Source organism: Chitinophaga rhizophila (assembly GCF_019492185.1).
GTDB lineage: Bacteria > Bacteroidota > Bacteroidia > Chitinophagales > Chitinophagaceae > Chitinophaga > Chitinophaga rhizophila.
The window spans coordinates 185,433-204,179 of the sequence record NZ_JAICCF010000007.1; the positions used below are offsets into that span (position 1 = coordinate 185,433).

14 protein-coding genes are annotated in these 18,747 nt (G+C 48.0%); 7 read left to right on the plus strand and 7 right to left on the minus strand.

Annotated features, from left to right (window positions below):
• Positions 1–921 carry an alpha/beta hydrolase gene (locus tag K1Y79_RS28525; RefSeq protein WP_220253640.1) on the minus strand — a complete coding sequence of 307 codons (921 nt, stop codon included), beginning with the start codon at positions 919–921 and terminating at the stop codon, positions 1–3.
• A gap of 92 nt (positions 922–1,013) precedes the next feature.
• Between K1Y79_RS28525 and K1Y79_RS28530 the strand changes: the two genes are divergently transcribed.
• On the plus strand, positions 1,014–1,433 hold the full coding sequence (locus K1Y79_RS28530) for a substrate-binding domain-containing protein (RefSeq protein ID WP_220253641.1): 420 nt from the start codon (positions 1,014–1,016) through the stop codon (positions 1,431–1,433).
• A 103-nt stretch (positions 1,434–1,536) separates the two neighbouring features.
• On the opposite strand, the gene K1Y79_RS28535 is transcribed toward K1Y79_RS28530, so the two are convergent.
• The gene (locus K1Y79_RS28535; RefSeq protein ID WP_220253642.1) at positions 1,537–2,121 is read right to left on the minus strand and encodes a hypothetical protein; all 585 of its coding nucleotides are present in this window, start codon (positions 2,119–2,121) and stop codon (positions 1,537–1,539) included.
• A 770-nt stretch (positions 2,122–2,891) separates the two neighbouring features.
• Here K1Y79_RS28535 and K1Y79_RS28540 point away from each other — a divergent pair.
• Positions 2,892–5,072 carry a beta-1,3-glucanase family protein gene (locus K1Y79_RS28540; protein ID WP_220253643.1) on the plus strand — a complete coding sequence of 727 codons (2,181 nt, stop codon included), beginning with the start codon at positions 2,892–2,894 and terminating at the stop codon, positions 5,070–5,072.
• A gap of 82 nt (positions 5,073–5,154) precedes the next feature.
• Here K1Y79_RS28540 and K1Y79_RS28545 read toward each other — a convergent pair whose 3' ends face one another.
• Positions 5,155–6,372: an MFS transporter gene (locus tag K1Y79_RS28545; RefSeq protein WP_220253644.1), complete on the minus strand. Its 1,218-nt coding sequence runs from the start codon at positions 6,370–6,372 to the stop codon at positions 5,155–5,157.
• Between the two features lie 301 nt (positions 6,373–6,673).
• On the minus strand, positions 6,674–8,641 hold the full coding sequence (locus K1Y79_RS28550) for a glycoside hydrolase family 2 protein (protein WP_220253645.1): 1,968 nt from the start codon (positions 8,639–8,641) through the stop codon (positions 6,674–6,676).
• A 444-nt stretch (positions 8,642–9,085) separates the two neighbouring features.
• Between K1Y79_RS28550 and K1Y79_RS28555 the strand changes: the two genes are divergently transcribed.
• Complete coding sequence (locus K1Y79_RS28555; protein ID WP_220253646.1) at positions 9,086–10,318, plus strand: cation:proton antiporter; 1,233 nt, start codon at positions 9,086–9,088, stop codon at positions 10,316–10,318.
• Between the two features lie 107 nt (positions 10,319–10,425).
• Here K1Y79_RS28555 and K1Y79_RS28560 read toward each other — a convergent pair whose 3' ends face one another.
• Both K1Y79_RS28560 and K1Y79_RS28565 read right to left on the minus strand, forming a co-directional pair.
• On the minus strand, positions 10,426–11,508 hold the full coding sequence (locus K1Y79_RS28560) for a fatty acid desaturase family protein (RefSeq protein WP_220253647.1): 1,083 nt from the start codon (positions 11,506–11,508) through the stop codon (positions 10,426–10,428).
• Between the two features lie 1,329 nt (positions 11,509–12,837).
• On the minus strand, positions 12,838–13,602 hold the full coding sequence (locus K1Y79_RS28565) for a hypothetical protein (protein WP_220253648.1): 765 nt from the start codon (positions 13,600–13,602) through the stop codon (positions 12,838–12,840).
• A gap of 271 nt (positions 13,603–13,873) precedes the next feature.
• Between K1Y79_RS28565 and K1Y79_RS28570 the strand changes: the two genes are divergently transcribed.
• The 4 genes from K1Y79_RS28570 (at position 13,874) to K1Y79_RS28585 (ending at position 17,474) form a co-directional block, all read left to right on the plus strand.
• Complete coding sequence (locus K1Y79_RS28570) at positions 13,874–14,812, plus strand: hypothetical protein (RefSeq protein WP_220253649.1); 939 nt, start codon at positions 13,874–13,876, stop codon at positions 14,810–14,812.
• Positions 14,813–14,890: 78 nt separating this feature from the next.
• A complete protein-coding gene (locus tag K1Y79_RS28575) occupies positions 14,891–15,712 on the plus strand; it encodes a hypothetical protein (RefSeq protein WP_220253650.1) in 822 nt (273 codons plus the stop codon).
• Positions 15,688–16,854, plus strand: a complete 1,167-nt coding sequence (locus K1Y79_RS28580; protein WP_220253651.1) for a clostripain-related cysteine peptidase — start codon at positions 15,688–15,690, stop codon at positions 16,852–16,854. The genes K1Y79_RS28575 and K1Y79_RS28580 overlap by 25 nt, the downstream gene beginning before the upstream one ends.
• Positions 16,855–17,183: 329 nt before the next feature.
• Positions 17,184–17,474 (plus strand): hypothetical protein, encoded by a 291-nt coding sequence (locus K1Y79_RS28585; RefSeq protein WP_236059913.1) that lies wholly within the window; start codon positions 17,184–17,186, stop codon positions 17,472–17,474.
• 1,019 nt (positions 17,475–18,493) lie between these two features.
• Here the strand turns inward: K1Y79_RS28585 and K1Y79_RS29390 are convergent.
• Positions 18,494–18,625 (minus strand): hypothetical protein, encoded by a 132-nt coding sequence (locus tag K1Y79_RS29390; RefSeq protein WP_262903211.1) that lies wholly within the window; start codon positions 18,623–18,625, stop codon positions 18,494–18,496.
• Positions 18,626–18,747: the final 122 nt, after the last annotated feature.

Genomic DNA, 18,747 nt, shown 5'->3' on the forward strand with positions numbered 1-18,747 from the left:
TTATTTATTCAGCCATTGATTACCGCGTAACCAGTTTTCCAGTCGTTCAAACCAATGTTCGTCAGGATTACTGGTGCGCAACCCAAAACCGTGTCCGCCGCGCTGGTAGACATGCAATTCTGCGGGAACCTTGTGTTGAACAAGCGCTGTATAAAACGCAATACTGTTACCTACGACAACTGTTTTATCGTCGCTGGCATGTACCAGGAACGTGGGCGGCGTACGGGAAGTTACCTGCTGCTCGTTACTAAACATATGCACTTTTTCTGCCGGGGCATCATCGCCTATCAGATTCTTTTTAGACCCCTTATGTGTAAGACTGTCTTCCATACTCACCACCGGATATACAAGTACGAGGAAGTCGGGACGCAGATTTGTGCCTTCGGGATTTGGAATATATGCTTTATCGAAATGCGTACCGGCTGTGGCAGCCAGATGCCCACCGGCAGAAGAGCCCATCAGTCCTACCCTGTTAACATCTACATGCCACTCCTTCGCATGCTGCCGCAGCAGCCGGATAGCCTGCTGTGCATCCTGCAAAGGCCCTGTATTACGATCCCACATGGTAGCATCATCAGGCATCCTGTATTTCAATACCAGCACCGTAATACCAAGATCATTGAGTTTTCGGGCGAAGTTGATGCCCTCGTGTGAATAAGCAAGAAAGGTATAGCCTCCGCCCGGACAAACCACCATCGCCGTTCCATTGGCTTTATCAGGTGGTGCACGAAAAAGCTGCACAGTAGGAACAGACACCTTTTGGAAAGACAGGCTGCCTTCTTTCTCATTTTTTATTTCCTGGTTGGGAGCTTTACGACTATTGACTACACTATCAGGATATAAGGGCATAAACTCCTGTGCGCTGGCAATTGCGGGCATTGTTAAAGTAATGGCTAACAAATGCCATAAACGTATCTTCATGTGGAATATTTTCGTTGCGGAAGATAGTTAATAAATCTGTTTTTAATAATAGCAGAAAATGTATACTACATATTGCCGGACCAGCGTAGTTGGTGAATACACGCCTGCGCAGACAAGGCTACCTGGATGCACTGAAGAAGCAGGGTATCCCATACAATTTGGATCTGATGCTGTCTTACGATCTTACCAAAGAAAAGGTAAAGATCTACATGAAAAATTTCGTGGAACAGAACAACCCGCCGGACGCTCTATTTGCACTTAATCACCTTACTGCTACCACCGCCATGATAGTGATCAGAAACAAGGGATTGCGTATTCCCGGAGATAACGCGATTGCCGGCTTTCTTAAAGACGGCTCTGCCGGCCTGGAATATCCTGGTTTAACAAGCCTTGCTCAACCTACCGCCGAAACAGGCCGCGAAGCGGCTGAAATGCGGTTACTGAAAATACAGGCATCAGTAAAAAACGACTATTCCATCAGAAAAGCACCATCCGTGCAGCAGCCGACCTGACTAATGATAGGCGAAGCAACTATCTCCTGACACCAGCATATTGCAATGAACAATCAGCCGTATCACAGCTACGCTTACAGGCTACCGGTATAACAGCTAAGTCCTAACTCCTATCGCTAACTCCAAACTTTATACCTGCATCTCTGAACAAAGCTTTAATCATGGCCAGCTTGTCTGCGCACAACGGTTCCATATGAAACCTTGAATCGCTTTCTCGCGTATTGGCACATTGAAAACATATCTCTATGAAGGCCAACGCTTTTCCTTCAGCATCTGCAAAAGTAATCGCGTGATGTGGTATATAGCAGTCATGTACAGTATGTGCGCCTGTACAGCCATAATTAAACAACAGGTCCGTAAGTTGTCCGATCTGTTCCGCGTTCAGTAACACCCTTTCCTTCACTACCAGCGGCATCACCGTATCTTCTAGCATCTGCGGGTCTGCACTGTATATCTCAAACTGCTTTTTGTCAGATATCGTCACTACTCCATCAAAGGAGATCAATTGTATCTGAGCAGCCTTGTCAAATGGGTGGAATGTCATGCGCGTTTCAGGACCATAAGTATGCTTTCTTACACAATGATTCGGAAGTTGCTGGTCGCCCGGTGCAGGTTTTACCGGCTTAACAGATTGCGCATGTAACAGAGAAACAATCAACAGTAACGGGATAAAAAGTATTCTTTTCAAGGTATCTGGTTATGCAACGAAACTATAGTTTTTATTGTAAAGTTCATTGAGAAATCAGTATTACAGGGTCTTTCTTGGACACCTCAGTACCCGCCATGCGCCACAGGAATGAATACTATCCAATACCTCTACATCCCCTCCATTCCCTCGCCAGCCCGGCAAATCATCGTATTAAGCAACAGGCTTGAATACCTCTCCTCCCGCCTCCTGTCACAAGAATAAGTACTATCCAATACCCCTACATCCCCTCCCCTCCGCCGCCAGCCCGGAAAAGCATCGTATTAAGCAACAGACTTAAGCACCTCTCTACCCATTAACCGCCACAGGAATGAATACTGTCCAATACCTCCACATCCGCTCCTCTCCGCCGCCAGCACGGCAAAGCATCGTATTAAGCAACAGGCTTGGACACCTCTCTACCCGCCACGCACCACAAGAATGAGTACTATCCAACACCCCCACGTTTCCTCCTCTCCGCCGCCAGCCCGGCAAAGCATCCTATTAAGCAACAGGCTTGAATACCTCTCCTCCCACTAACCGTCACAGGAATGAGTACTATCGAACACCCCCACGACCCTGCCTCTCCGCCGCCACGTTCCCGGGGCGAAGTATTCATATTCAGTGCATTGACATGGCCGCAAGCGCCGTAGTATTCATCGCCAAATAATAGAGACAGGGAATATTATACTGCATCCCGCATCCTGGTACAGGGTTGTACCCGGAAATTGCGGTAAATTAGGGTAGATCTTTGTTCACGTAAAAACCCAACTATGAAAATCAGACCTTTCTTTTCCCTCGTCAGGGCCTGTTGCGCCCACCTGGTACTGGTACTCGCTATGGCTTTACCGGTTAGTAACCATGTAATGGCGCAAGCGCCGGTGCCTTTTACCCTCTACAACAATTCAGCGTATGCCGACGCGAATGTGTATGTAGGCATTGTCGGAATCGTCAACGACAATTACGTTTGGATCAATCCGAAAACCGGTGCGGTCAATCTCATGAGTCCATCCAACAACACCGTACCTGGTCCTGTCATCAACGGTAATATGGGACCTGGCGGTAACGGATTGTATGCCAATTGTTTTGCACGGCTCAGTGAGATCCCTAACAAAACGGTCAGTATTCCCGGCATTAAAGGCTGCCGTATCCTGATTTCGTTCAACTCGCAGCTGTTTCTTTACTTTTTTGGTGCATCAGGTGCGCCAAGCGGTTACGCTGCGCCTAATCTGGCCAATCCGACGGATCCCAACCAGGGCATCCGGTACGAAATCATCGAGGTGGCCAACGCTCCTAACGGCCTCTGGTCCAATACGACCCGTGTGGATGGCTACCACTATCCCATGGGACTAGAAGTATGGGGCAACGGAGGCTTCTATCAGAAAGTGGGCGAGATACTGCCGCACAACCAGATCCTTTCGCTGTGGCAGGCCAATGCGCCGGCGGCGTTTGCAGCCTGTTACGATGCTACTAACGGTATCATCAAATGTCCCTCCAAAACAACCGCTTTCCTGAGCGGGGCGCAGTCTGCCTATTACAATGCCTACGTCGATGCTATCTGGGCCAGGTACCAGAACAATAACCTGGTATTTAATTCAGGTGATGCCGGTACATGGAGCGGCCGTGTATCCGGTAACGTCTTTACCTTCACCCGCGCTTCCGACGGCAAAGTAGGTGTCATTGCCCGCAAGCCCACCAATATCGAAGTACTGGAAGGCAGTGGCGCACTGGCTACCGGCGAAGCCCTCGATAAGGTTGTACAGGCACAGCTCTGCGCAGCTATGAACCGGCACGCCATCGACCTGAACCTGCCAGCAGGCGCTACCCAGGATGTAGGCACGCCATCCAAATACTACAAGCTCTCTCCCTACAACTGGTATTCCAGCTTCTGGCATCGTACCGATATTACCTACCAGGGCAAAAGTTACGGTTTCTGTTATGATGATGTGTTTGATCAGTCGTCTACTATCAATGCTTCTTCTGCTATTAGAGCAACAGTAACGATCGGCGGGTTTGCCGGTGTCGGACAAACAGGTCCCGTGACTGTCTACAAAGACTGCAACTATACGGGAACGGCGGTCAACCTCACTACTGGTAACTATACCCTGGGCCAGCTGAATACATTGGGCATCCTTAACGATGACATCTCTTCGCTGAAAGTAGCTGCCGGTTACAAGGTAACCCTGTACCAGAACGATAACTTCACGGGTACCTCGCTGACTGTCACCGCTGACGACGCCTGCCTGGTTGATAATGGCTGGAATGACCTCGCTACCTCACTGAAAGTAGAGGGCAATACAACTACGGGTAACATTATCCAGGCAGAAAATTACAACTTCATGTCAGGGGTGGATGTGGAAGCCACCACGGATGCCGGCGGCGGACAAAACGTTGGCTGGATAGACGCGGGTGATTGGATGTCCTACGAAGTCACCATTCCATCCACCGGCCTTTATCGCATTGACTACCGGGTAGCTACGCCTAATGCAAACATGGTACTGAGACTGGAAAAAGATGCCGGAGCCACCCAACTGGGCGCTGTAACGCTGCCTAATACCGGCGGCTGGCAGAACTGGGGTAATGCGGCCCATACCGTGACGCTGCCCGCAGGTACCTATAACCTGGGACTTGCCACTACTACCGGCGGCTTTAATCTGAATTATTTCACGATCACCGCCGCTGCCGGCGCAAGGGCACAGACACAGGCATACAAGCCTGTTCCGGAAGATAACGCCGTGACACTCACACCCAATCCGGTAAGTGAGCAGCTATATATCAGAGGCAATGAAAAAGTGAAGGTGCTTGGCATTTACAGCCTCGGCGGACAAGAAGTGATCAAAGTGAAGAACCCTGGTAATACATTGAGTGTATCCTCATTGACACCAGGTGTTTACATTGTCACCATTGAACGTAAAGATGGAACCATCAGTAAGACCAAAATACTGAAACAATAACAGCACCGCTGTCATACACATAAGAAGCCTCCGGTGTACCACCGGAGGCTTCCTGCTTTAGAAGATGACCGTTCTCCGTCGATCAGACCGCGACAGCAGTTTTCAGCAGGGCGGCTTTACGTCTGCTGACTGCCAACCACACCACCGCACTCAATACACCGGACAGCAACAGGTATCGCAGCGCCATATCCTGGTGGGTAGTCATCCTGCCTGTTTTTGCCAGTACAAAACTTGATAGTGAAGTAATGACATATACCAGCCCGCCAAGCAATCCTGAAGCCATCGCCGCATGCTGCGGAAAGAAAAGCATGGTATCAGTAAAGTGTACGTTGTACAGGAAGCCTGAACAGATGTGTATGATAAACGCGAAGATCATGAAACACCACAATTGCGGAGCCACATAACCTACCCCCAGCAACAGGATGATCAGTAGTAGCTGCGTAGTCGATGCCACAGTGATTTTACGCACGAAATTGACGTGGATCAGTCGTTTTCCGATTATTCCCCCGATCATCCAGGAAAAACCCAGAATAAGGGTGCAATACCCGGTTACAATAGCACTGAAGTGAAAGGTGTTCTCAATAACAAACGGTCCGCCGATATTGAAGACCAGCACTACGGAATAAGCCAGTCCGAGAATAACAATTCCCATTACGAAACTGAGATTGCCCAGCGCCATGGTATAATCTGCTTTTATACGTGCCAGATCAAAGCGTTTACGTAAGGCGATGGTCTCCCCGCTGTAGATCAGTTCAAATATCAGCATCAGCCCTGCATAGATAGCAAGAAAGTAGAAATTGGCCTGCCAGTGAAAATACTGCTGCAGGTAGCCGCCGAGGAAGGGCGCGACAATGGGGCCGCAGGACCAGATAATCGTGAAATAACTCAGGTAGTTCTTCAGTTTATCCCCGCTGTACATATCTACAAAGAAGGCGCGTTTGGAGATCACCACAAATGCTACCGCAATACCCTGTAATACCCTGAGCAGACAGATCAGGTGTACGTTGTTGGTCATACCAATCAGCAGGGAGGTAACAATCAGCGCGCCGAGGGCCCACATCGCTGGCTTGAAACGGCCGATACTGTCCAGCAGACTCCCTACCAGCAACTGCGAGATGCCATAGCTAATGAAAAAGCAGGTCAGGGTCAGCTGGATAGCGCTTTCCTCTGCGTGGAGGCCCTTGGCCATTGCAGGAAATGATGGTAAATAAATATCCGTGACGAATCCCGATAGCGGAATTGAAATAAAAGCCAGCGTTGTTGCAATACGTTTCCTCTTGTCTGATGCACTCTGTAACATACTATACGTCCTTAGAATTTATGCAACAAAAGTAAAGCAGGCTGTTTCAATTACCGTTTTATCATTCAAATTAATTATTGCAAAATTCAAAGAATGGTAGTCCGCACCGTATTTGGGGACCTGCTGCTGGCCATTTGCGAACAAGGTAGCCCGGATGCCGGCCTTTACCAACCAATATCCGGCAAACTACTACAGCACTCCCGGATGCCATCACGGCTCTTTCATGCGGCCCGGGCACTATATCAACCGGGAGCAGGCAAAAGTGTTCCACAGTCGTGTGCTGATCTGTCAGTCATTGATACTAATAAGCTACCACTACCTCACCGGTAGGTCTTTTGATTTCAAATGCATATCGCACATTCACATCCTTTAGCTGAAAGGCTGCGGTATCTCCCGGCTTAAGATCTGCCAGCGGTATCTTTTGCATATCGCCGGCTTTTGTGCGGTACTCCAGTACATAGCCTCTCAATGTGTAGGAAGGAATTGTGTGTTTGACCATGATGGCGATATCCGCTGCCGTCTCACTGTTCTTGACCACTTTAGTAATATCCACCGGACTACAAAGCTGCTGTAATATTGACAAGGTAGCTTTAGGTTGCAGACTGGCATCCGCAACGCCATGACGCCGGATCCTGAATTTACCAATCCCCTCTTCTCCCATCTGCGTACGGTAGTCGTTCAGGCAGAAATAAATAAACCCGGCAATGAAAGGCTGTTTACGCCATTCATTGATATGGTATAACATATCATCCGCCCTTCGCGCATCGCCCCCGGTAAATGCCGGCTCGCACAAACCATGTTCTGTAATCAGCAATGGCCTGTTATCCAGCACTTTTTCAATGTTGTTGAATTTTCCCGGAAGGTCTTCCCGCTTCGCTTTATTCCAGGTGCCCACATATTCATTCCACGTAGGAAGATCAGCCATTAGTGAAGGGTCTTTCTCCAGATTTGTGTCCAGGTGATTGCCTATCACAGTCACCATCCGGGTATTATCCAGGTTATGCGCAAATGTCTTTAAGGCCTGGTTGTCTGCCTGTGTGGAACGCACCTCATTATTGATACCCCACGCGAAAATACAGGGATGGTTGTAGTGAGCCCGGATCATCTCATTGAGATGTTGCTGAGCGGTCGTCATCAGTGCCGGCGTAAGTTTAGCCGGAGCCTGCCACCAGGGTATCTCCTCCTGCACCAGGATGCCCGCCTCGTCCATCAGGTCAAGCCATGCTTCATCCTGCTGCCAGTGGAACCGGGTGATAACAATATTCATCCGCTTCATCAGGCGTACGACAGTGTCAATATACTCCCGCGGCTCCGCAGCGCCGTACTGGGGGTTACTGCCGGGCATGTATTCGATACCTGGCAGTCGCACAGGCTCTTTGTTGAGCAGTAGCTGATTGCCTTTGATCTCTACCGTCCGGTAGCCGAAACGTACTGTCTTCCTGTCAGACACCTTCCCTTTCGCATGTGCCGTTACGGTCAGCTCGTACAGAAAAGGATGATCAAAATGCCAGGGGGTAACTTTCCCTTTAGGGATATCAAATGTGAAAGTATGATCCTTGTTAACGACTGACTTCTTCCCGTCAAACAGCACTTTACCACTTTTCTTCTCCTTCAGGACAAAGCTCAGATCTGCGGCATCTGGAGCTGCACCAAACAGGGCTACGCTTACAGTAGCTGCGCCGGTACTGTCGCGGAAATCCACCGACGGCGTTACCCGTACTTGACTGATGGCCAATGCATCAGTGATATGTAAACTTACATCTCTGGTGATGCCCCCATCATTGGGCCAGTCAAACGAGGCCATGTAAGGCAGATTGACAGCAGATAGCTGATTGGAGACTGACACAACGATATCGTTAGACGCGCCGGGTTTGAGAAAGGCGGATATTTCAAGTGTAAACCGGGTATATCCGGCATTCAGGTGTTCGCCGGCCTTTTTACCATTTACAAAGACAACAGCATCATGATATACCGCACCGAAGTGCAACAGCACGCGTTTCGTAGCCCAGTCTTTACCAGCTACAAATTTCTTATGATACCAGGCTGTTCCCTGGTAGTCTTCCAATCCTGCAAGTATATTCCAGGTGCCAGGAACCGGTACTTGTATCGCGGCAGGGGGAAGTCCGCCTGGATATCCTGATTGCAGTCCGACTGCATCCTTATCCGTAATAAAAGACCACGTGCCGTTAAGACTGACGTCTTGCGGAGACTGACTATACAGGGATAAACCGGATAAGATAAATACTAAGCTGAAAAGAAATCTGCGCATAGATAACTGGTTAATGGGAATTTGTAAAGATGTCATTTTTATCAACGGCTACATTCAATACGTGGGCTAAAATAGTACTATAAATGCAGGCGTAAAATGGACGTTATGACGAAAAGATGTACATTATTACGGTCCCGTGAAGCTGTGATGTATCTACGTGGTGATGCTGATACAGGCGCGTGCACGGGTAAGGCGGGCTACCGGCAGGTAAAAATTTACTGCGGATGATGTACAGTTGCATTGCGGGAGTATGAGAATGGCGTGCTTCAGGGCGTGTTTGTCGCTCCTGAAGGCGATTAGCCGCCGGTTGGGCAAAGGGCGGAAAGAGCCTGGCCGGGAGACATTTATAAGTTTTCGTAATATCTAATCATATAAATCACAAAGCAGATTGGGCCTGGCTGGGATTTTTTTGTATATTCACCGCTTCACCAAATGAATAATAGAATGGATACGTTTACACTCATTACAGCTCTCATCACTATCAGCGCATTAATTTCCTACATCAATCTAAGATTTATCAAATTACCTGGTGCTATCGGCGTAATGTTCGTGTCCATTCTGCTGTCTGTATTTATATTGGTTACAGGTAAAGCGTTTCCCACGGCATTCAATTTCATCCGTGAGCTCACGAGCAGTATTGATTTCACTAAAACACTGCTGGACATCATGTTGGCATTCCTGCTGTTTGCGAGTGCCTTTCATTTTGAGTACAAGAAATTGCGGGAACAGCGTAAGCCTGTATTGATATTAAGTACTATTGGCGTAGTTGGTTCGACGGTTATCTTCGGCTTTCTGCTTGATTTCACCACCACCATGCTGGGTATAGATCTTCCACTGGTATATTGTTTCCTGTTTGGCGCATTGATATCTCCGACGGATCCCGTAGCTGTACTATCGGTATTGAAGAAGTCCAGGATACCTTCATCGCTGGAAACGATCATTTCCGGCGAATCATTATTGAATGATGGTGTGGGCCTGATCCTGTTTGTAACGATCGGCGAAGTTGCGGCGCAGGAAGCCACCTTCTCCTTCGGACATGCCACAGAGTTATTTGCTAAAGAGGTATTTGGCGGCCTGGCCCTTGGTGCCGGCGTAGCATTTATCACGGGCTATCTTACCAAGAAGATCCATGAGTTCCAGACCGCTATCCTGGTTTCTATTTCCATGGTAATGGCGATATCTGTACTAGGTAGTATGTTACACGTCTCTATTCCACTGGCTGCAGTAGCGGCAGGTTTGATTTTGGGTAGTTCCTCTATCGGAGCAAAAACCAATGCCGGCCTCCAAAAGTACCTGCATCAGTTCTGGGAGTTAATTGACGAATTGCTGAACATCATCCTGTTCGTAATGATTGGTTTACAGATTGTGGTATTACCATTTATCGGTCACTACTGGTTCATCGGTATGTTGTCGATACTGTTCGTACTGATCGCAAGAGGTGTTAGTATTCTGGTGCCAGCACTGGCATTACGCCGTTCACTGAACATGTCAGTGAACAACACGGCGATACTGGTATGGGCAGGTTTAAGGGGCGGTATTTCCGTTGCACTGGCACTGTCGTTACCAGATTCCCCTTACAAAGAGCTGATCCTGTCCGCCAGCTATATCATCGTGATCTTCTCGGTGATCGTGCAGGGTCTCACCCTTAATAAAGTGGTGAACAAATTTGTAAAATAGCTGCACACATGCGCTGAAAGAAAGCTTGTATAAGAACACAAAAGGAGCTGCAGATCAGATCTGCAGCTCCTTTTTATTTATGGCAAAGAAAGATGGATAAAGATGGACTACCTGGTTGCCCTCGCCGGCGCAACTGTTGCATGCTTCAGGCGTTTTACTTCTTCCAGGTAAGGCTTATGGTATGTTTCCAGGAACTGTTGTTTGGAATCGCGGCAGGCAGTGACAGCGCCGAGGAATTTCATCGTTCTGATATAATACCAGGCAAAGTCTACCTGTCCTTTCAGGAAACCGGACCGTGCACTGGCAGGATAAAGATGATGGTTATTATGCCATTCTCCTGCAACGATACCAGGCCACCACTGGTTGATAGATTTATCTTTGAAGTTGTAATCAAAACCTTCTACATGTTTTGTTTCACCTTTCGCATGACCTTCATAGTTGAAGGTTCTTACACCTACACCCCATACAAAGGTACCCGCCATGACAGCTACAGCCAGGTATAGTCCGCCGATTGCATACATCACGGCAATCCAGAATGCCCAGTTAGCAGCTGTGCCGAGTATAGTATGTAAAGGACGGGCGATGGAACCCCATTTCTGGTACTGTGCGTAAGTATTTGCCTTGGTACCGGTATGGCGCATCATAGCCACTGCCTTGTTATAGTCTTCTTCGCTGAGGTCTTTGGCGATAGGCTGATGATTCACATCTGCCAGGAAGCAGTACAGGAAACCACCTTCTGCATTATAAGGGTCGCCCGGCTGATCTGACAGGGAATGATGCACGTGATGTGACACCACATAGATCTCGTCAGGGATCATTTTAAACACCAGGTTAGCTGTAAAGAAGCGCCAGAAATTATTACGGAATGTGTATGCGTGATGTGTACCATAACGGTGATACCAGATCGTGCCATGTGTACCCATAAAGATCATTCCGTACACGAAAGCGATCAGCAGATACCAGATGTTGAAGTCCTGTATCTGCAAATAGATGAAGGTAAAGAATGCCGGCAGGAGGCACAATAAACTTGTCCAGGCGAAAAATGGTAACCAGTTTTTTCTCGTGGCGAAGATATTCAGTCTGCTGAAAAACTCTCCGAAAAGCTGTCTGGCTGTAGGCTTCACAAGCGTACCTTCACTTGTTTTCCACCCATAAGACGGGCGGGCAAGTACATTCTCAATAAATGACATAATTGCAGTATAATATTTAGCTGAACACGGAACTGGCTGTACAAGCAAAAGTATCCGGCGTAGGTTTCAAAAAAATGAACGTTGTGATGAATAAGATTACAGGAAATTAGATTCTAAAGACTACCTGCGTGAGCGCTATAAGTTGAGAAGATTAGTTATTACCGTAGAAATAAAAAATAGTTCCGTAGCAACATGCTCAAATCAAAGAATCTATCCTAAATGTAATTATAAATTATCAAATTAGATATTATTTTTTTAAGAAGATTATAAGGCTGACACCGGTACTTCCAGGTACAGCTTTTAATCCGCAGCGGGCAGGATAAACAACTTGCAGGAGATATGACATGGATGCCTGCACGTCGCCAGCCATGACTATGGCAAGCCCCGTAACCGCATAGCTGTGCCGGCTATGCTGTATTAACGCTGTTAAGGTTTGACAGAAGGCGTCGGCTTCTGCGGGTAGGTAAACTCACGGCGGAGAACTTTAACCGGGTGGAATGTTGCTGATGGATAGGCAGGTTTGCTTAGAGTAAGATACTATAAAGCCGCGATCTGTAGACGAATACCGGGTGGCGTGTTGCTGATGGCTGCGAGTTGGACGGGTGGTTACGCTTGCTGTAAGAGACTGTAATGCCACTATTTGCGGAGGAATGCCCGATACCGTGTTGCTGATGGATGGGATGTTGGCGGCTAGGTTTGTTGCAAGTAAGAAACTGTAATGCCCTTGTCTGCGGATGCATACAGGATACCGTTTTGCTGATGAACGGGATGTTGACGGACAGGTTTGTTGCAAGTAAGAAACTGTAATGCCCTTGTTTGCGGATACATATAGGATACCGTGTTGCTGACGGATGCGAGTTGGACGGCCAGGTTTGTTGCAAGTAAGAAACTGTAATGCCCTTATCTGCGGATGCATACCGGGTACCGTTTTGCTGATGGTTGCGAGTTGGACGGGAAGGTTTGTTTCAAGTAAGAAACTGTAATGCCCTTGTCTACGGAGGAATACCGGATACCGTTTTGCTGATGGATGGGATGTTGCCGGGCGGTTACGCTTGCTGTGAGAGACTGTAATGCCCTTGTCTGTAGACGAACACTGGGTATAGTCAGGTAGACGAAGACGTGGACTTGATACGGTAGCATTTTTCTGTCAGGAAATAGTGATAGCGAATGGTCAGCCGGAAATCAGGGCGCCGCGAGCGCAATAGTCGGCCCTCCGCAACATTTTGCAGCGGGCATATGGGGACGAAGGCCGGGAGTTGGTATAAGTGAGGTGTACAGTGAGTAATGAATATATTCAGGCAACAACACAAGCAGATCAGGCATTACGGATTATTCAAGTAGCGCATGAGAATATACCCCTCGCCAAGGCGTACGCACAATAGTCAGTGGCAGGCGCATTGCATCTGGTAACATAGTCTGATGGCAGATGCCCAAACGCTCCCGCCGGACTGTTGGTAGTATAACACCGACAATATCCGCCGCCAGGTATCTGGCATTTCCTATGATCAGTCCCTGCCGCATACCCCGCACCTGCATAGTCACGACAAGCGTACCCCGCCCCGGGACATGCAACGGAAGCATAGCTCCGTCAAACCTTTTGGCCGTATTCAGTACGATGACTTGCGTAGTTGTACCGATAATCTCTCCGCTGGAAAAACTGATCTTTGCCGCAACCACCTTCACTTCTATTGCATCAATGCCGGAGCATACAGGCATCGCCTGTGCAGGGATATCTAAAATACCATCTGCTGTTAGCTTAGGTACCAGATGGAAAAAGCGGCTAATGGAGCCCTGCTGATGGAAACGGAAGCCTTCCAGCGTCTTCAGTGCATGTCCGCCGGAGCTGATCAGCGAACGTGTTAACCGGTTGATATATGTGCTGTCGCCGCGTAAGTCCAGTTCACCGGTTATAGCTTTGCGGATCAGCGCCCCTCGCCTGCTGGCGATTCCGAAACGTTGTGCCGCCAGCCGGGTTGCAGGCGTTTGTCTGACTTTTTCCGGCATCCGGCGCAGGAACTGTCTGCCATTTCGTTCGTAGCCAATCAGGTTGCCCAGTTTACCGGTAAACCTGATGAGTGATTGTTGTTTTGCCATTTCTGTCTGTATTGGTAGTCGCTAAAGTTAACATTTACAGGAGACTGTCAGGGTGGATCCGGCTGAATGATATTGCAGGTTTTGTATCAGCAAACCAGACATAGATGCAAGGTTACAGCCTCGCCATTATGAAATAATCAGTGATGCTGGCCCCGGGATTTGATACCCGCGAAATTTTCGCTTATTTGTGGCTTGAAACGCCACAGGATAGCCAACGCATCGATAAAAGCAGTATCTTACTATACGATTGATCACCACAAAAATGCTCGGTATGTTTTCCTTTTTCAGACGCGGTAAAAATAAAGCCAGGGTACCTGTATGGGCCAATTTTTTCACTGTGAAAGAATATGAAAACTTCATCTCACTGGTGGCGGCATATTTTGACAACAGGCAGCTGCCCCACACCATCGAAGACGGTGTTGTAGAAGTAGTTACGGATCGTTTCGGAGGTAACAGACTGGGGTTGATGAATCTTGCGCAGAGCTGCAAACAATCGTCGCCGGCAACGTGGCCTGAAATGATCGCCCACCAGTTTGATCAGATTGAGCAGATCATGATGTTTAACACGCAGTTTGCGCAGGACTCTAAAGAGTTTTCGTTAGTGGAAGAATATATTGGCGTTAGGTTATACCATAAAGACTACCTGGCATCCCTGCATGAAAATGTGACTGTTTCTACTATGGTGACGGAAGACATTGTAGCCATGCTGGTGTATGATCTGCCACATTGCGTCAAGACGGTCAGTATCGAGGATATTGCTGGCTGGAACAGAAGTAAGGAGGAGTTGTTCCGCATCGGCATTGACAATATCAGGCAACGTTATGAGTCGCCACTGCGATTGCAGCAGATCGGTGATATAGCTTGCTGGTTTGCAGAAGCAGATCATTTTTACGCGCCGAATATTGCCCTGGATATCAGAAGCCTGCCAGAGATCAGCGGCCCTCATGGCGCACTGGTAGCTATTCCCAACAGGCATGCCATCTTCCTGTATCCTATCCTGGACCTGCATGTGGTCAATGCCTGCAATACCCTGATGCCTATTATCAGCGCGATGTATAATGAAGGTCCGGGATCTATCAGCGATGGTCTGTACTGGCATCATCACAATACATTCACGCGGCTACCGTTTGAGCTGACAGAAAAGAGCATTCGCTTCACGCCACCGGCGGCATTTACTGAATTGCTAAACACATTGCAGTCCCGTAACTAAGCAATTGTTCATTGATTTGTTTTATATTGAGTAGCGGTCCACGTCCGCTAATCACCACATGATAAAAATAACCCGGAAATGAAAACACAATCCATCCCAAAGTACCTCTTGATATTATTATGCTTCTTACCACTGTTTGTAGCATGTAAGAAAGACACTGATACCAGAGAAGACGACAACTACATAGTGGTTAGCAATATCGTTGCCACCCCTTTAAATACTGACGTTAGTGCGCGTACGAACTGGCGGTTGGTAGTAGGCAGAAGCTTTTATAATGCCACTGTCAAAGAGGGTAAAATCCATGGCGAAGCAACCCAACATCCGCATAAATTCCTTATTACAAGCGATTCTACGCTGGTTACACCATTGCCTGCCGCAGAAGAGCCGCGCATTTACTATTACCGGTCAGGCTATGTCGATGATATTGCCTTTCTGCCGGTGAAAGAAGGTAGCCCGCTACCGGAGATACATCCACAGACAGACCTGCAACTCCTGAATATGTCAGATATGCTATCAGGTAAATATGCAGGTGTGCCGGGTCAGGAGTTAAACAATGTGTCATTGTCACATGCAAATGCCTTGCTTGATTTTGAGGTACTGGGTATGCCTGCCGGCGGACAACTACTCCTCAGCGAATTTAACAAGCTATTTCCGCCGTTTCAGTACAATGGCAGCGCCCAGCAATACCGGGCTATCGTAACCGGAGACTGGTATCCGTCTATGGAAGTGAAGGTAGTGATCAGGGTAGCAGACAAAACATACGCTGGCGTAATACTGCCGGAGAAGGCAGTAAAGGGTAATACCATCTACAAGTTTAAGCTGAGGCTGGATACGGCGGAAGAGAAAATTACCCTGGAAAACATGCAACAATCTGTATGGACAGATATACAATGGCCCTGATGATAAAAAGGACTACCACTTGGCGGTACAGTGCAGTATTGCTGGCAATGGTGATGTTGTTGTCTTGCCATAAAGAAGGTTTGCCCGTACATGATGAAGGTCACAGAATGGTGCTGGTATATCTGGCAGCAAATAATAACCTTCGCGGTGAAGCATTGAACAGTATCCGTAAGCTGCAGCAGGGGGCTAAAGACCTTAATGGCAGTCTGCTGGCATTGATTAAAACTGATACTGCAGCAGCCTATCTGCTGAAGATAAAATATGCTGCCGGCATGAGTATCGTCAGTGACACCCTGAAAAGCTACCCGTTAGCTAATACTTCTGACCCGGCATTACTATCCGCTGTGATGGCAGATGCCCGGAGCCTGCATCCTGCCCGTTCCTACGGACTGATACTCTGGTCGCACGCCACCTCTTGGGCACCGCCTGCGGATATAGCAATACCTGAATCGTTTGGCGCGGATAATAACCGGGAGATGGACATCAGCGTACTGGCAGCGGCCCTTCCTAAGGATCTGGAGTTTATACTGTTTGATGCCTGTTCGATGGGTAGTATAGAAGTAGCATACGAGTTGAGAAAGAATACCCGGTACATACTTGCTTCTGCCGCCGAGGTACTGAGTACGGGCTTTCCTTATGAGGAGATGACCTCACTCCTGTTTGGCGGGGTTGCCGAACTGACGACAGCAGCCGCTTATTATATCCGGCATTACCAGCAGCAGCCTGGCCCGGAGGCCTCCGCTACCGTATCGCTCACAGCCACTGCCGGGTTAGACGCACTTGCTACCACCTGCGCTGCATTGGTAGATGCTTATACACCCAAACCTGGCTTTGTACTAAAGCAGTTACAGACCCTGAACTTCCAGCAGGGAGTAGGTGTACCCGCCTATGATTTTGCGGACTATCTGGAACAGAATTATAGTCAGCCGGCAATTGCGCCTGTGCTGGAGCAGTTGCAGCAGGTGGTGATCTACAGCGGTCACACTACCCGGTTTTTCGACCATACTATCCGGCGTTATAGTGGTCTGAGTGTATTTCTCCCCACCCAGGATGAAAGCACCCGATACAAGGCTTATTATCAGCAGCTGACATGGGATAAAGCGACAGGCTGGAGCCGGCTGTTTCAACACGCTCACCACTGAGCGCTCCATTGAGTTGAGTAAGCACTTACATTGCGAAGATGGTATATTGGATAACCCTTTCCGGTTGTCTATCAGCGCCGGCTGAACATGCTCAAGGTTAACTTGCCCTTTCTCAAGATAATGGACGATAACATAATTACCTGAATCAGGTATGAAATTACCGTGCGGGCAGGTATAAAAATTCTTTTGTTTGTATCATAAATATGCCTTTACTTTGAATTGCAAAGCGCTTTTATCCTTGGGACAACATGTATTGTCCGCTTGAATTTCATAGAGACAGGTTCTCTTATGATAGCATATTATTTATCTACCGTAAAACTGACAATGTTATGATCACAGCTAATCAGAGGCTTACCGGAATTATGATGGCAGCCGCACTGTTACTGCTTATGCCACTAGTAGCGATGCAATTTACCACTGAAGTGGTATGGACATTATCTGACTTTGTAATAGCAGGGTTTCTGTTATTCGGGACAGGCCTGTTTGTAGAGCTGGTATTACGAAAGGTAAAGAAAACTTCCACCCGCATAATACTATGCACAGGTATATTGCTTGCATTATTGCTGGTGTGGGCTGAACTGGCGGTAGGTATATTCGGAACGCCGTTCGCAGGGAACTAAGCCATAGGGCATCCCCGCTGATGGACAACTTACCTGATGATTAAAACAGCGGTCTGCCGAATTTGGTGCACCTGAAGGATCAGGATGTTGCTTCGGAATGGAACAATTACCTGTTGCACTACTTCCCAGTCTGCCTTTACTTTATGGCCGCCGTTATTTTCTTGTAGCACCTCATACGTCGCTTGTGCGTAACTATGGTCCATACCTTCCCAGAAAGCAACATGTAGTAACTTAATAGTGATCAGATGTGCAGGGTTGACGCCAGGTGAAGGTATATCAGGAAGTCTTCCCGGTGCAGATATACCAACCGCGGTGGTCAGTCTGCCCTATTGGTCTGCCTTCTTCTTTAGTACATCTTTCATTAATGAGGAGATCACCGTTCTAGCCCTCCGCTACTTCTTTTCTACCACTGTTCTACACTTCCACCGCTTGTTTCCTACCACCATTCTAGCCCTCTGCTACTTGTTTCCTACCACCGTTCTATTCTTCCGCTGCTTGCTTTCTACTACCGTTGTAGCCCTCCTCTTCTTCTTTTCTGCCAGCATTCTACTCTTCATCTGCTTGTTTTATACCACCGTTCTACTCTTCCGCTACTTCCTTTCTACCACCATTCTACTCTTCCACTGCTTGTTTTATACCACTGTTCTACACCTCCACTGCTTGTTTTATACCACCGTTCTACTCTTCCGCTGCTTGCTTTCTACTACCGTTGTAACCCTCCTCTTCTTCTTTTCTGCCAGCATTCTACTCTTCATCTGCTTGTTTTATACCACCGTTCTACTCTTCAGCTACTTCCTTTCTACCACCATTTTACTCTTCCGCTACTTGTTTTATACCACTGTTCTACACTTCCACTGCTTGTTTTATACCACCGTTCTACTCTTCCGCTGCTTGTTTCCTACCAGCGTTCTACACTTACACTGCTTGTTTTATACCACCGTTTTACACCTCCGCGGCTTCTTTTCTACCAGCTTTTTACTCTTCCGCTGCTTGTTTCCTACCACCGTTCTAGCCCTCCGCTACTTCTTTTCTACCACCGTTTTACCCTTCCACTGCTTGTTCTCTAGCACCATTCTACTCTTCCACCGCTTGTCTCCTACCAGCGGGTCGCCGGCAACACTGATAGATTTGTGTTGAGCAACTACCGCCATTTCCAATGCACTTCGCTTAGCATATAACCCTGCTTAATCTTATGACGATTGGCAACCAAATCCGCTGCTACACTCAGCCGCTGCAGATAATTTGCCTTGTGGTCAATCTCCTGAGCTTACTC